Consider the following 14,434-nt stretch of genomic DNA (forward strand, 5'->3'; position numbering starts at 1 on the left):
CTGCTAATTGTTATATAAATCAATATTTTCTTCAAACCATTCTATAGTCTCTTTTATTCCCTTTTCTAAGTTATACTTGGGTTCCCACTCTAATTCAGCCTTTAATAATGTCATATCTGATTGCCATTTTTTTGTATCTGATTTTCTACCTTTTAAACTTCCCCATATTGGTTCTAAATCTACTTTTGACTCCACTAATATAGTATCCACCATCTGTTTTACACTATGCTGTTCACCATATGCTAAGTTGTATATTTTTCCACCTATTCTTTCTTCAAAAGCTAACCTTTTCAATACATCTAAAACATCTTGCACATATATAAAATCTCTTACTGCGGTTCCATCAGCTAATTTAGGGTTTTCTCCTCTTAAGCACGATAATATAACACTTGGTACTAACCTAGTACAGTCTTCATACTTTCCATAAACTGAAAAAAGTCTTACAGTTCCTATTGGTTTTTGTTGGGTTTGATGTATCATATTGCAATATAAAGTTGCTGCTGCTTTAGAAACTCCATAAACGTTAATAGGTTCTAAAACATTTGTTTCTTCCATCTTATTTAATTTAACCCCATATTCTGATGAACTTCCAATATTAACAAAAGCTTTATAATCAACCTTTGAACATACATCAACTAAATTTTTTGTTCCAATTAAATTTGTGTTTATAATAATTTCTTCATTCTCTTGAAAATAATATGCACCATAAGTTGCTAAGTGAAAGATATATTCAGGATTTACTTTTTTTACCACTTCTTCCATCTCATTTTTATTAGTAATATCGGCATAATATATATTAATTTCATCTATTACTTTTTGCAACCTCCACAAATTGGAGCTTTTCCTTACAATAACATTAACGTTATATTTACATTTAACCAAATCTTCTACTAAACATGCTCCGACAAATCCGGTAGAGCCCGTTACCAAAATGTTCTTTCTCATATCTATACCTCTTATTTCACATAAAAATTTTGTTTAGATAAACTAATTAGTTATTCTAATTTTATTAATTTAGCTTCTCCTTCTAAACTAAGAATATACCCCGTATAATTATATTTTTCTTTAAGTAACTTAACTATTTCATCTTGATAGGAAACGGCAAAAATTACTATTAATTTATTTTCATTTATTTTATATATATCTGGGTAACTTATTTTAGTTTTACTGTTAACCAAATATTTATCTTGCTTATTTTTATCCATATCAAATAGATGCTTAAATTCCAATTGATTGCCGACCACAGTCATAACAGCTTGCGCTTTTGCTCCTGCGCCCCATGCTGAAACATTATTGAATTTTTTAAAACAGCCTAAAATATACTTAATATCCTCTTCCCTCTTATTTAATAAATTTTCATTACTTTTGCCTTTTCTTATATAAAGTTCTAGATAATCTCCATTAAAAGCTTCATTTAAACTTATAACTTCAAATCCTGTGACATTTGCTAGATAACTTAAACTCAAAGGAGTATAATAATTCACGTGGTCTGAAAATAAATCATAATACCTATTTTCACTGATCATTTTTTGGGCATTTGGAACTTCTATAAGCCCTACCCCTCCTATTTTTAATATTTTATTTAACTTATTTAAAATTTCTAACGGATTACAGACATGTTCCAGTACTTGCCTGGCTGAAAAACAATCAAAGTCATATCCTAAATCAAATTTATTATCAAAGTATCCATTTATAACATTTAGCCCACGTTCTCTGCATATTTTATAAAAAACACTAGAGGGTTCAACCCCAACTGAATTTAAAAACCATTCTGTAGACTTTTCTAAAAAAGCACCATCTCCACAACCTATTTCCAAAAAATTTTCTCTTTCTAAACAAAATTCCACTAAATTATTTATTTGTTTTCCTTGTAGCTTATTTATTTTATTAGTATATGAAACACTCATAATGTAATCATCATAATATTCATCTATATTAATATAATCTATTTGATAATGGTTACATAAAGGGCATCCATATAATTTAACATTCACTCCATTAAATATTCTATATTCCTTATATACTCTTGATACTTCAAGAGCTAAATTAGGAATTTCATAACTTACATTCATTTCACTATCACAAATTCTGCACTTTGTCATAAAAATCTCCTTATTTTCAAATTGAATTTCTTATTAAAGCAATTTACTATATTTTTTTACTTGTTCCGTACACATTGTATAAACATCTTTATAACAAAAATGCTTATACCATTCAATTGTATAACTTAAAGCTTCTTCAATACTTAATTTAGGGTTCCAACCTAATCGCAACTTAGCTTTAGTACAATCTAAACTTAATAATGTTGCCTCATGAGGTGCATTTTTCTCTGATAAATCCATCCAATTTCCACTTCCCCATTCAGATACAACCATATCAGCTATAGTTTTTACATAAACAATGGATTCATTATCAGGTCCAAAGTTCCAACCACCACAATAATTCACACCATTCTCATACATTTTATAAGCCAATAGCAAATAGCCACTCAATGGTTCCAAAACATGTTGCCAAGGTCTAACTGCATTTGGGTTTCTTATTTCTATATCTTTATCTTGCATTAAGGCTCTTATACAATCTGGAACCATTCTATCTTTAGACCAATCTCCACCACCTATTACATTGCCAGCACGAACTGAAGCTATAGCTTTACCATGTTTGTCATAATCTTTAGGGTTCATGAAAGAGTTTCTATATGAAGAAATTAAAAGTTCACAACACCCCTTACTTGAACTATAAGGATCATATCCTCCCATAGGGTCATTCTCTCTATAAGCCCATATCTGCTCCTTATTTTCATAACACTTATCTGTAGTTATCATTATACTAACTTTAACAGACTCAGATTTCCTAATACACTCAAGAATATTTAATGTTCCCATAACGTTAGTCTCATAAGTTTCCTTTGGATTTTCATAGGATAGTCTTACAAGAGGTTGTGCCGCTAAATGGAAAACTATTTGAGGCTTATACCTCTTAAAAACTTCCTCTAGTTTTCCTACTTCTCTTACATCTCCTCTTATATCAACTATTTTATCTTTTAATCCTGTAACCACAAAGTTATCTCTATCCGTATAAGGATCTAGACCATACCCTATAACCTTTGCACCTAATTCATTAAGCCAAATTGAAAGCCACGAACCCTTAAATCCAGTATGACCAGTAACTAATACTGTTTTCCCTTTATAGAAGTTATTAAATATATCTACTCCCATGCTTTCCATGGCATATCTCCCTTTACACACATTTTACTTACAGTTTCCACATCTTTAAATGTATCTATTGCTTTCCAAAATCCTTTATGTTCATATACAGCAAGCTGTGAATCACCTGCCAAATTTATTAATGGATCTTGTTCAAACATACAGTCTTCATCTGGTAAGTAATCAAATACACTTTTATTTAAAACCATGTACCCACCATTAACCATATCCTGAAGCATTGGCTTTTCTATAAAAGATTTAACTATTCCATCTTCAACATCCATTAACCCAAAAGTAGAAATCGGATGGACTCCAGTTAATGTAGCAACTTTGTCTTTAGATTTATGATATTCAAGCAATTCACTTAAGTTAACATCACTCAATCCATCTCCATATGTAAACATAAAAGTATCTTCATCTATATACTTCTCTACTTGCTTTAAACGACCACCTGTTAAAGTTTCAAGTCCTGTATCAACAATAGTAATATTCCAATTTTCTTCTTCCTTAGTATGATACTCTATATGCTTATCTCCATTAATATGAAGGGTAAAATCATTGTTTCTCCAGTACATTTCCATAAAATATTGTTTTATCATATCCCCTTTGTATCCAACACAAAGTATAAAATCAGTTATACCATACTGTGAGTATACTTTCATTATATGCCACAGTATTGGCTTACCTCCAATTAATACTAAAGGTTTAGGTCTATATTCTGTTTCTTCACGCATTCGCGTTCCTTGTCCACCACATAATATTACTGCTTTCATAATTCAACCCATCCTCTTATCATGTAATTCTATTTATTTTAATATTGATACTATAATATTCTAACTTTTCCCACTATTATCTTATCCTTACTTTTGAACTACTTCTATATTAGTCATGGCCACGCCCAAATTATCATTTAAATATTTAATAATCTCCTTAGAAATTATCATTTCCTTATCAATATTGTTATATATATTTTCCACCACTTCGAAATCCTCTTCCGTATCCACACATAATCTATAGTCCTTAAAATAAAGTTCTTCTCCTTTAACATACCCTACCTTTAACTCTTCAGTATGTCTATACATATATAAAGTCACATGCTCCCTATAAATGTCATATTTACTATTTTCAATATTCTTTATATTTACTTTATCATAAACCACATCCAATGCTTTCCTGGAAAACACCTCTACATCAAACCCTCGTGCAAAACTATCAGGCACATCCAATCTCACATAGTCATAATCATACATCATAAAATGAGTAATTACATTATCCACTATTATTGGATCAATCAAAGGGCAATCCCCAGTAACTCTTACTACTGCAACATCTTCATCACTTTGCATATAGTAATCTACTGCATCCTTATATCTTTTTAATACATTAGCTTCGTGGCCTCTAAAAACTTCATAGCCTTCATTTTCACATACATTAACTAATGGCTCTTCTGTTTCTTTTTCTGATGTTGCTAATATAAGCTTATCTATATATCTGCTTTTACTTAATCTATCTAACGTATACAAAATCATAGGTTTACCAAGTATAGGTTTTATAACTTTGCCTGGGAGTCTTTCTGATCCCATCCTTGCCTGCACTACACAAATAACTTTCATATTTTTCACCACCTAAACACATATTGCTTGTTTTAAATAATTCGTTACTTCTTTTAAATCATTTATTATGTAATCAGCTTCAAACCTTTTGTCTAATTTAGTTTTCATATGATCACCATGTTCTCTAATTATCCTTATAGTATTAAGACCAACTTCTCTAGCTCCAATAAAGTCCTTATTAGGATTATCCCCTATATAAACTGCTTCATTCGGAGAACATTTAAAGTTCCTTAGCATTTCATCATAAGCAAATCTATGTGGTTTCCAAAAATCTCTACCATAGTCGTCTGTAACAATTATTTTTTGAAAGTATTTTTTAATATCTAATGCTTCTATCTTATTCCACTGAACCTTTGCCATACCATCAGTTATAAGCCCAAGTTTATACTTTCCACTTAATATATTTAGGATGAACTCGCCATCATTATATAATTTTATACTGGGCTTTGCATCTCTATATAGATTAACTAATGTGTCTATATTTTCCTTTAAACTATAAAACTCACATAAAATATTGAATATTGCGCCTCTACCCTGTTGTTCTAAGATTTCTATAGTTTTATATAACACTTCATCATAATTCAAATGATATTTTTCACTTAAATACCTACATACTTCGCTAAAACTCCCAATAACAAAGTCTTTTTCCTTATATAAGGTATCATCTAAATCAAAAATCACTGCTTTTATCATACAAGCACAGCCTCATCATATCTAAGCATTGTTCGTTCTTTGAATTCTCCAATTATAGGTTTTACTTTTTCACCTTGAACAAACATATTAAAAAACTTTCCATAATCCACACCACACTCAAAAGTAAGTGGTACGCCTCCACCAAACCGTGGGTTTATTTCAATAAATTTTATTTCATCTTTTTTAGTAACTATGCATTGAATCGTAAGGGGACCTATTCCTTTTAGTTTTTTACATAAATCCATTGTATATTCTATGACTTTCTTATTGTATACAGCTTTAGTCTTAGATACTTCACCACTTCTAACCTCAATACGTTCTCTAGGCACTATTGATATAACATCACCATTTAAATCACACAAAACATCTATTGTATACTCTATGCCTTCTACATAATGCTGTATTATAGGATTTTCTACATATTCTATAAAAAACTCTAATTCTTTTATAGAGTTAATTTTAAAAACATTTTTACTTCCCATTCCATCTCTAGGTTTTATTATAAGTGGTAACTGTATATTTTCATTGTTTTTACATTTCAAAATTAGCTTCATATCTTCTTTACAATATGAAACCGGAGTATTAATTTCATTATCTAAAAAGAATTTATATGTTTTCCATTTATCATTGCATAATTCTATAATATCTTTATTGCTTAGCAAAAGAATTGTTCCAATGTTTTTAAATTTCTCTCTATTTTCACACAAAACCGAAAATTCTTTTTCATATAGTGGAATCAATAAATCTATTTTTTCCTCTTTGCAAATTATAAGTAAATCTTCTATATACCGTTTTTCATTGTATTTATGTACTTTATAAAATTTATCAACAAATTGTATAGCTGGAGCTAAATCGCCACAATCTACTCCTATAACATCATTACTTCTTTTTAACTGATTTATAAGCTGAACTCTTTTTCCTATTGCTGTAAGTAATATTTTCATATTAAATTATCCTCTCTAGCTAAGTAATTTAAGTTATATAGTTCTATAGTTCTATAGAAGTATACTATATTTCTATTTGAATTCATACTTAATTTTCGTGTATTTTTTTTAAAACTTTACACATACAAACAAAATAATCCGAGAAACTTATAATTACTTTATAAGTTCTCAGATTAATAAAATCATATTAAATTTTCCGTCAGAATTAATTGTCGCACACTTTCTTTGCATATACATTTCTCATCTTGTGATGTATAACTACATTTTTCTGCTATAATGAACTCATTATAATATTCATCATATTTATTTTTACCTACAGTGGATGGTAACACTGCATACATTTTCCCAAGATCATATGCTATTTCTGCTTCATCTTCCGTCATAAGTTCTTCATACATTTTCTCTCCTGGTCTTAACCCCACAATGTCAATTCTTATATCCACTATATCCATCTTGTACTTTTTGCAAGTTTCTTCTACCACAACTTCAGCCAAATCTTTTAATTTTATTATAGGCATTTTAAGTACAAAAACTTCTCCTCCAACTGATTTTTCTGCCGATCTCATAGTTAATTTTACTGCATCACTTAATGTCATCATAAATCTACTCATCCCATTATTAGTAACAGTTATATGTTTTTGTTCCAGTATTTGTTTTTTAAAAAGAGGTATTACAGACCCACGAGACCCCATTACATTACCAAACCTAACTGCTACAAATTTTGTTTTAGCTTTTCCTCTATTAAAGTTAGCGGCTTGCACAAGTCTTTCAGCTAAAAGCTTTGTAGCACCGTATGCATTAGTTGGACTTATTGCCTTATCAGAGCTCGTAAAAACTACACTTTCAACATTGTGATGCATTGCCGCTTTAATAACATTTTGCATCCCAGTTACATTTGTCTTTATTGCTTCATCAGGGTTATATTCACAAGCTGGAACATGTTTCATTGCTGCTAAGTTAAAAACTATATCTATATCTTCCATGGCCCTGTCCACTCTGTCATAATCCCTAACGTCTCCAATTAAAAACCTTAATTGTTTCCTATACTTTTCTTCTATTTCTTTGTCCATAATAAATTGTTTGTACTCATCTCGACTAAGTATACGTATAACTGTAGGATTTTGTTTTAATATTTCTTTTACCATCCCTTGTCCAATAGTTCCCGTACCACCAATTATCAATATTTTTTTCCCAGAATAGTAACTCATGTCCTCACCACCTATATATTTTTATAAAAACCGCTCCATGACTTGTGTCAATTCCATCTCCCCTGTCCCTTTTATCTTAGCCCCTTTGCTACAATTTATAAACCTCACATTTGGATTTTCTTCTATTTCTTTTTCTATCTGTCTTTTAAAATACATATAACCATCATTTGTCTTTATCATATTACCATTAACACTTAACACCTTTTTATAAACACCATCTTCTGGAACATTATTAAATATTCCTGCATGGCTTTTATTATCTAAAAATCCTAAATCCTGTCCAACAAATATGATTTCTTTAGCTCCACCCTTTATTGCTATGTCCAGTGTTGCTACCGCTACAGTCTTTCCTGTATTTATTATTATATCATCTTCATTTTTTTCATTATAAAACATATATTTAGGACCATTATATTTTTCCACAGCCCACCTAGATGCAGTACTTAGAAAACATAATGGAATATCTAAATTTTCATATCCTTTTAACTGATTATATACGAGCTCCTGGGAATCTATTATAGTAATCATATCTGGCTTAATTCCATTTTCCATAAGTGTTCCTAAAGCTCTTCCAACAGAAAACACCTTAACTTTTCCATTTAGTTTTTTTAATGTATTTATATTATAATCTAAAGATGGTCCCGCCGATACTACTATTACTTTTTCTCCTTTAACCTTTATCCTATTAAAAAATTCTTTAATTGTAGGAGTTTTTAGCCTTAAGTTATGTTCACAATTTTCACTCATAACTTCACTAAATGCTTCTACAGCTAATTTAGCCACATTATAATCTTCAAGTGTATTTTTTAAAGGCATATATTTATCTGAAAGTAACTTAACAGAAGGTTTATATATCAATATATCATCCACCAGCTCTGATATCCTTACAAAATCCTGCAAAAACTTTTGTGAATAGTTGTCAAATATTTCCACTTTCTTATCTTTTCTAATATCCTCTAGGTTGCCTAACCCATCGGCTATATCCAATATTTCTTTATCCGCATCAAAAATATATACTCTACACTTTTCATTACACTTTTTTAGTAATTCTTTAATGTGATATCCTAGACCTAATCCATAAACCATTACCACCTCTTTATTTTTATAAAACTTTTCATTTAATTCTATAAATTTTTGTCCCTCTTTTATGGGGTAGTACTTACTATGAAGAAAATTTTTTTCTACTAGTAAAGTTGCATTGGATTCTCTCGTATTTACTATTTCGATTTTTCTATTCATAAAATAATCATCCTTTTAATTGTATAAACACAGGTAAAATATTATCATAATTTATTAAATATTCCCCATTATTAGTTTTTATAATTACCTCATTCTGCAAATCTATAAAACTCCCTTTTTCAAATTCCTTATTAACCTTATTATATATAAAATCAAATAATTTTAAAAAGTCTGCATCTAAACCATGATTAGTTGATTTAAATATATCTCCATCAACTTCATTTAAAGATATTTCATTATATTCACAGTTCGCTACTATTTCACAAAACCTACTTTTCTGAGCACTGCTTATAAGATTATCTGTAATTCCGTGATAGCATATTATCTTACACACGTTTCTAAAATTAGAATATATGTGTGATAAACTTAAAAGTTCCTTATCTATATCTATTTTTTTTGCTAAGTAATCAAATTCAAAATTCAATGTAAACTTGTCTGCATTATGAATAAGATATCTATTATTTTTAAAATAAGAAGGGTACATCCAAGCAGAATTATCAATGATTAACGAGAAAAGTGTAGGTGCAAAGGCATTACATAAATATGATAGGTATGCTCCATGAGAATGACCATAGGCAATAACCTTTTTAGCATTAAATTCATATCCATTATCGTATAGTATAGCCATCACCCTTAATACAGCAGTAATATTATCTATTGCTTGCATTATGCCCATATCATTAAAATCCTCTAATGTTTCACCCGATAAATCTGCATTAACTGTAATTTTTAAATTATATTTTATTGCTTTTTCAAGAAATTCATTAAAATCAAATTTACCATCTATATATATGTTTTTCATATCCTCTTCGGTAAAAACTTGCTTTATTTGATTTATATCAATGTTTGGCACAACCATTTTTTCTGCTTGTTGCATAAATTGCCATCCAAAATAATTACATTGTATGGTGACTAAATTATATTTATCTGCAAGTTCATTTCTCATTTTCTTATAAACATTTGAACTGGCATTTCCACCAAATCCAGCAATAAACACTAGTATACCTGTATCTGAATTTATGCCCTCATCTGGTTCTGAAAAGTATATATTGATTTTTCTATCTTTATAATTGTCTTTTACTGTGTTATGAGCATATACGCTATTATGTGCAGATTCTGTAATACAATATTCTTTAGCCATTTTAGCCTCCTATTTAGCTTACCAATACCTCGTTAATAGTCTTTTGAATATCCCCAATTATCGGTGTTAATTCATATTGAAATAAATCTCCGATTAAACCAAAATCCTCATTTTCTAGTGCCTCAACTATTTCCCTCAACTTTTCATTCATATGATTCAAATTTATATCTTGTTTATGTATATTTTTTGTAACAATTAGTGCATCACTCATCCATTGTATTCCTTCTGTAATAGGGGAAATTAAGTCACTGCCTTTTTTATCTTCTCCAGCCTGAAAATATTCTACTGCCTTTTCTATTCCATTTATCAAATTCACCATGTATTCACTTAAGGTTTTTAACGTGTCAAATTTGTCATTCATATGTAATTCCTCCAATGCATTATAGTTTTCTATTTTAAATCTTCTATAACTTTTTCAAATTCATTTTTTGCTTCCTTCATTATTTCTAAAAGTCCTTTGTATATTGCTTCACTTTTTAATGCAAGCCTTTTCCCCTTTTCTTTTTCACTTTCTCCTTGTTTTTCTTTAAATTCATCAGAAATCATAATTTTCGCCACTAGTGGTGCATATAATTTTTTAATGCTTTGTACCTTTTCAACTTCTTTATTCAACTTAAAATCTAACTTGTCTAACTTATTTAAAATATAATTAATATCTATTAAAATATTTCCATCATAATACTTGTACATACTAGCAGTGTCTACAATAGCATTTCTGCATAGTTCTTCAATGTTTTTAATAGATTTTAAAATTTTTATTATATTTTTATAGACCACTTGCTTATCTACTAAAGGTTTACTATTTAGTATATCTTTTATATTCTTACCTATACATTGATTATAAGAGTATTCATTAATAGACTGTTGTAAAGACTTTATTAAGGTTCCTTTAATATTGGCACCTCCCTCTGTACTATTAATAAATGTAACCTCTTTATACTCTAATATCATTTCCTCTATGTTTTTCCTGTAAAAATCTAATACTATTGTAGTCGGCACCTTTTTACCATATATGTCATCTACATATATATAATCGTCGTCTTTATCAATTACATTATTTATATTGGTTTTTGCACTGTCTGCATGATATTTATTATTAGTATAAGCTAAATCCTGCCCTATAAAAATAATATTATTACAACCTAAATACGCCGCAAAACTTATGCACACATGCGCTACAGATCCCCCTTGCCACAAGCCATCCACCGCTATTCCTAATAAGTTATCAGTTATGTCCCTAAAATCTATATCTTCAAAAAATATTTTTTTACCCTTATATTCTTTCACCATTTTGTAGTTACTTACTTCACTAAAAACTAAAGGCACATCACAATTTAACATCTTTTCAATTACTTTATAAGAATATTCTCCTGGATCTACTGAACATACAAAGTCCGGTTTTATATCTTTTTCTAAAAGAGTTTTTAGCGTTCTACTACCAGTTATGATAATAAACTTATCTTGAATATCCTTTAATAAACGGACATTTTTTTCTAACGAAGGTCCTGCCGAAACTATTATAGCAGGCATACCCTTAAATTTATCCCTTAATTGGTTTATCATAGTGCTATCTACTATTTTATTAATATTTCTTGCAAAACATTCAAAATACTGTTTTGAAAAATGCAGTGACGTGCTCATCCCTATAATAACATCATTTACAAATTCAATAAACCCCTCACTAAATTCCTTATATTCTTTGCTGTATACTTTATCATAGTTTGCATATGTTACAATCTTTATATTGTTAATTTCTACTTCTTTTACAGTGTTACTTAAAAATTTTTTCACATTTCCTTTTTTATAATTCAACATAAAAACTCTGTCATCTTTAAATATATTTGCTATATTATCCGACAATATGTTTTCGATTAATATTTTTTCGTCAGGCTCAATAACAAGAATTTTGGTATTAATAGATGCTTCTCTTAATAATTCTAAAATATGTTCTCCTGTACCAAATCCCCATATTACAATAATATTGTTAGCATTTATTTGTCCTATGGTAGATTTAAAAGCCTCAATATCTCTATCCACGGCATATTTACTTCCTAAATAAATAGATTTATTATCTATGTTTATCCTTATAATTTTTTTATTATCTTTACTAGTTTCTATCTTATATCTTTCTTCATCTTTTAAAGTAATTTGTTTCAGATGATTTAATATTTCTCTATTGCTTTCATTCATATATAATCCCTCCAAAACTTATGCTTATACCTATATATATCGTATAAAACAAAAAATACTTTAGCAAAGAAAAAGGAACAGAAATTAATTCTGCTCCTTTTTTCTTAACTATTCATTCTTTAATTATCTCAATAATTGAAGAACTCCTTGAGGCTGTTGATTAGCTTGTGAAAGCATTGCTTGAGCTGCTTGCGCAAGAATGTTGTTCTTTGAGAAGTTCATCATTTCTTTTGCCATGTCAACATCTCTAATTCTTGATTCTGATGATTGTAAGTTTTCTGATGATGTATTTAAGTTGTTTATTGTGTGTTCTAATCTGTTTTGTACTGAACCTAGGTTTGCTCTTTCAGTTGATACTTTTTCTATAGCAGTATTTATTGAAGTAATTGCTGCTTGAGCTTTTGTAGCAGTGGATATTGTTGCTGAAGTACCACCTATAGCTAACCCTGTTGCTGTCATATCTTTAATCTTTAAGTTAATTGTCTGGTCTTTATTTGCCCCTACTTGGAAGTCTAAACTAGTAGTCGCATTTCCACCTGATATAAGCTTTTTAGTGTTGAACTCTGTTTGAGTTCCTATCCTTGTAATTTCTTCTTGCATTTGAGTGAATTCTGTTTGAAGCGCTGTTCTATCTGCACTTGTGTTTGTTGCAGTTGCTGATTGAACTGATACTTCTCTCATTCTTTGAAGAATTGAGTGAGTTTCATTTAAAGCACCCTCTGCAGTTTGGATTAGAGAAATAGCATCTTGAGCATTTCTTGATCCTTGATCTAGTCCTCTAATTTGTCCTCTCATCTTTTCAGATATAGCAAGACCTGCAGCGTCGTCTCCAGCTCTGTTAATTCTAAGTCCTGAAGAAAGTTTTTCCATTGACTTTCCAGCATTAGCTGTGTTTCCTATCATTTGTCTGTGTGAGTTCATTGCGTTCATATTGTGATTGATTATCATAATAAATTCCTCCTTGAGTTTTAAGTGTACTTCCTTGCACACTGTTTTTTATTAGTTGAGGGTTGAGAGTCCACAGATGACAGTTAAGGTAGATTTTCTTCCTTGCGTCGGAAACCTTTTTTTTGTTCTTAATTATTGGTTGCACCTCTAACTAAAAGTTTCCTTGACTGCCAACTGTAATAAAAACTATCTTAATAGTTGAAGAACTCCTTGTGGCTGTTGATTAGCTTGTGAAAGCATTGCTTGAGCTGCTTGCGCAAGAATGTTGTTCTTTGAGAAGTTCATCATTTCTTTTGCCATGTCAACATCTCTAATTCTTGATTCTGATGATTGCAAGTTTTCTGATGATGTATTTAAGTTGTTTATTGTGTGTTCTAATCTGTTTTGTACTGAACCTAGGTTTGCTCTTTCAGTTGATACTTTTTCTATAGCAGTATTTATTGAAGTAATTGCTGCTTGAGCTTTTGTAGCAGTGGATATTGTTGCTGAAGTACCACCTATAGCTAACCCTGTTGCTGTCATATCTTTAATCTTTAAGTTAATTGTCTGGTCTTTATTTGCCCCTACTTGGAAGTCTAAACTAGTAGTCGCATTTCCACCTGATATAAGCTTTTTAGTGTTGAACTCTGTTTGAGTTCCTATCCTTGTAATTTCTTCTTGCATTTGAGTGAATTCTGTTTGAAGCGCTGTTCTATCTGCACTTGTGTTTGTTGCAGTTGCTGATTGAACTGATACTTCTCTCATTCTTTGAAGAATTGAGTGAGTTTCATTTAAAGCACCCTCTGCAGTTTGGATTAGAGAAATAGCATCTTGAGCATTTCTTGATCCTTGATCTAGTCCTCTAATTTGTCCTCTCATCTTTTCAGATATAGCAAGACCTGCAGCGTCGTCTCCAGCTCTGTTAATTCTAAGTCCTGAAGAAAGTTTTTCCATTGACTTTCCAGCATTAGCTGTGTTTCCTATCATTTGTCTGTGTGAGTTCATTGCGTTCATATTGTGATTGATTATCATAATAAATTCCTCCTTGAGTTTTAAGTGTACTTCCTTGCACACTGTTATTTTATTTATTTAAAAGCCTTCTAAGGCTGATAAAACTTTTTCAGTGGACAATTGACAGTCAGGTTAAATAAGTTTATTAATCGTCCATGATTACTTGTTATTATTATGAAGCTTAATGTATAGATTAAGTTAGCATCCTACTCGCTTATTTATATTTTCAACTTCTAATAATAATATCGTAGGTTTAATTATATAC

At 30.0% G+C, this 14,434-nt stretch carries 14 protein-coding genes; all 14 read right to left on the bottom strand.

The window, feature by feature from the left end; all coding sequences use genetic code 11:
* Positions 1–3: 3 nt before the first annotated feature.
* A complete protein-coding gene (locus G9F71_RS17070; protein ID WP_164950795.1) occupies positions 4–945 on the bottom strand; it encodes an NAD-dependent epimerase/dehydratase family protein in 942 nt (313 codons plus the stop codon).
* A gap of 50 nt (positions 946–995) precedes the next feature.
* Positions 996–2,102, bottom strand: a complete 1,107-nt coding sequence (locus tag G9F71_RS17075) for a class I SAM-dependent methyltransferase (RefSeq protein WP_164950794.1) — start codon at positions 2,100–2,102, stop codon at positions 996–998.
* A 33-nt stretch (positions 2,103–2,135) separates the two neighbouring features.
* Positions 2,136–3,224, bottom strand: coding sequence for a CDP-glucose 4,6-dehydratase (gene rfbG / locus G9F71_RS17080; RefSeq protein ID WP_224626449.1), 1,089 nt, complete (start codon positions 3,222–3,224; stop codon positions 2,136–2,138).
* Positions 3,206–3,976: a glucose-1-phosphate cytidylyltransferase gene (gene rfbF, locus G9F71_RS17085; protein ID WP_164950793.1), complete on the bottom strand. Its 771-nt coding sequence runs from the start codon at positions 3,974–3,976 to the stop codon at positions 3,206–3,208. Before rfbF ends, rfbG begins: the two co-directional genes overlap by 19 nt.
* A gap of 87 nt (positions 3,977–4,063) precedes the next feature.
* Entirely contained in the window at positions 4,064–4,816 is a 753-nt protein-coding gene (locus G9F71_RS17090; RefSeq protein WP_164950792.1) for a cytidylyltransferase domain-containing protein, read from the bottom strand.
* Between the two features lie 12 nt (positions 4,817–4,828).
* Positions 4,829–5,509, bottom strand: coding sequence for an HAD family hydrolase (locus tag G9F71_RS17095; RefSeq protein WP_164950791.1), 681 nt, complete (start codon positions 5,507–5,509; stop codon positions 4,829–4,831).
* Positions 5,506–6,453: an ATP-grasp domain-containing protein gene (locus G9F71_RS17100; protein ID WP_164950790.1), complete on the bottom strand. Its 948-nt coding sequence runs from the start codon at positions 6,451–6,453 to the stop codon at positions 5,506–5,508. The genes G9F71_RS17095 and G9F71_RS17100 overlap by 4 nt, the downstream gene beginning before the upstream one ends.
* A gap of 182 nt (positions 6,454–6,635) precedes the next feature.
* Positions 6,636–7,661: an SDR family NAD(P)-dependent oxidoreductase gene (locus G9F71_RS17105; RefSeq protein ID WP_164950789.1), complete on the bottom strand. Its 1,026-nt coding sequence runs from the start codon at positions 7,659–7,661 to the stop codon at positions 6,636–6,638.
* 21 nt (positions 7,662–7,682) lie between these two features.
* Positions 7,683–8,900 (bottom strand): motility associated factor glycosyltransferase family protein, encoded by a 1,218-nt coding sequence (locus G9F71_RS17110; RefSeq protein WP_164950788.1) that lies wholly within the window; start codon positions 8,898–8,900, stop codon positions 7,683–7,685.
* A 7-nt stretch (positions 8,901–8,907) separates the two neighbouring features.
* Complete coding sequence (locus G9F71_RS17115; RefSeq protein ID WP_164950787.1) at positions 8,908–10,041, bottom strand: DUF2920 family protein; 1,134 nt, start codon at positions 10,039–10,041, stop codon at positions 8,908–8,910.
* A 13-nt stretch (positions 10,042–10,054) separates the two neighbouring features.
* Positions 10,055–10,402 carry a hypothetical protein gene (locus G9F71_RS17120; RefSeq protein ID WP_164950786.1) on the bottom strand — a complete coding sequence of 116 codons (348 nt, stop codon included), beginning with the start codon at positions 10,400–10,402 and terminating at the stop codon, positions 10,055–10,057.
* Between the two features lie 29 nt (positions 10,403–10,431).
* Positions 10,432–12,231: a motility associated factor glycosyltransferase family protein gene (locus G9F71_RS17125; protein ID WP_164950785.1), complete on the bottom strand. Its 1,800-nt coding sequence runs from the start codon at positions 12,229–12,231 to the stop codon at positions 10,432–10,434.
* 123 nt (positions 12,232–12,354) lie between these two features.
* Complete coding sequence (locus G9F71_RS17130; protein WP_224626452.1) at positions 12,355–13,179, bottom strand: flagellin; 825 nt, start codon at positions 13,177–13,179, stop codon at positions 12,355–12,357.
* A 186-nt stretch (positions 13,180–13,365) separates the two neighbouring features.
* Complete coding sequence (locus tag G9F71_RS17135) at positions 13,366–14,190, bottom strand: flagellin (protein WP_224626452.1); 825 nt, start codon at positions 14,188–14,190, stop codon at positions 13,366–13,368.
* Between the last annotated feature and the right edge of the window lie 244 nt (positions 14,191–14,434).

The organism is Clostridium sp. FP2 (genome assembly GCF_011065955.2).
Taxonomy (GTDB): Bacteria; Bacillota; Clostridia; order Clostridiales; family Clostridiaceae; genus Clostridium_AD; species Clostridium_AD tagluense.

Excerpts from the sequence above, each read along its gene's own strand:
- G9F71_RS17070 (WP_164950795.1), bottom strand. The coding sequence starts at position 945 with ATGAGAAAGAACATTTTGGTAACGGGCTCTACCGGATTTGTCGGAGCA.
- G9F71_RS17075 (WP_164950794.1), bottom strand. The coding sequence starts at position 2,102 with ATGACAAAGTGCAGAATTTGTGATAGTGAAATGAATGTAAGTTATGAA.
- rfbG (WP_224626449.1), bottom strand. The coding sequence starts at position 3,224 with ATGGAAAGCATGGGAGTAGATATATTTAATAACTTCTATAAAGGGAAA.
- rfbF (WP_164950793.1), bottom strand. The coding sequence starts at position 3,976 with ATGAAAGCAGTAATATTATGTGGTGGACAAGGAACGCGAATGCGTGAA.
- G9F71_RS17090 (WP_164950792.1), bottom strand. The coding sequence starts at position 4,816 with ATGAAAGTTATTTGTGTAGTGCAGGCAAGGATGGGATCAGAAAGACTC.
- G9F71_RS17095 (WP_164950791.1), bottom strand. The coding sequence starts at position 5,509 with ATGATAAAAGCAGTGATTTTTGATTTAGATGATACCTTATATAAGGAA.
- G9F71_RS17100 (WP_164950790.1), bottom strand. The coding sequence starts at position 6,453 with ATGAAAATATTACTTACAGCAATAGGAAAAAGAGTTCAGCTTATAAAT.
- G9F71_RS17105 (WP_164950789.1), bottom strand. The coding sequence starts at position 7,661 with ATGAGTTACTATTCTGGGAAAAAAATATTGATAATTGGTGGTACGGGA.
- G9F71_RS17110 (WP_164950788.1), bottom strand. The coding sequence starts at position 8,900 with ATGAATAGAAAAATCGAAATAGTAAATACGAGAGAATCCAATGCAACT.
- G9F71_RS17115 (WP_164950787.1), bottom strand. The coding sequence starts at position 10,041 with ATGGCTAAAGAATATTGTATTACAGAATCTGCACATAATAGCGTATAT.
- G9F71_RS17120 (WP_164950786.1), bottom strand. The coding sequence starts at position 10,402 with ATGAATGACAAATTTGACACGTTAAAAACCTTAAGTGAATACATGGTG.
- G9F71_RS17125 (WP_164950785.1), bottom strand. The coding sequence starts at position 12,231 with ATGAATGAAAGCAATAGAGAAATATTAAATCATCTGAAACAAATTACT.
- G9F71_RS17130 (WP_224626452.1), bottom strand. The coding sequence starts at position 13,179 with ATGATAATCAATCACAATATGAACGCAATGAACTCACACAGACAAATG.
- G9F71_RS17135 (WP_224626452.1), bottom strand. The coding sequence starts at position 14,190 with ATGATAATCAATCACAATATGAACGCAATGAACTCACACAGACAAATG.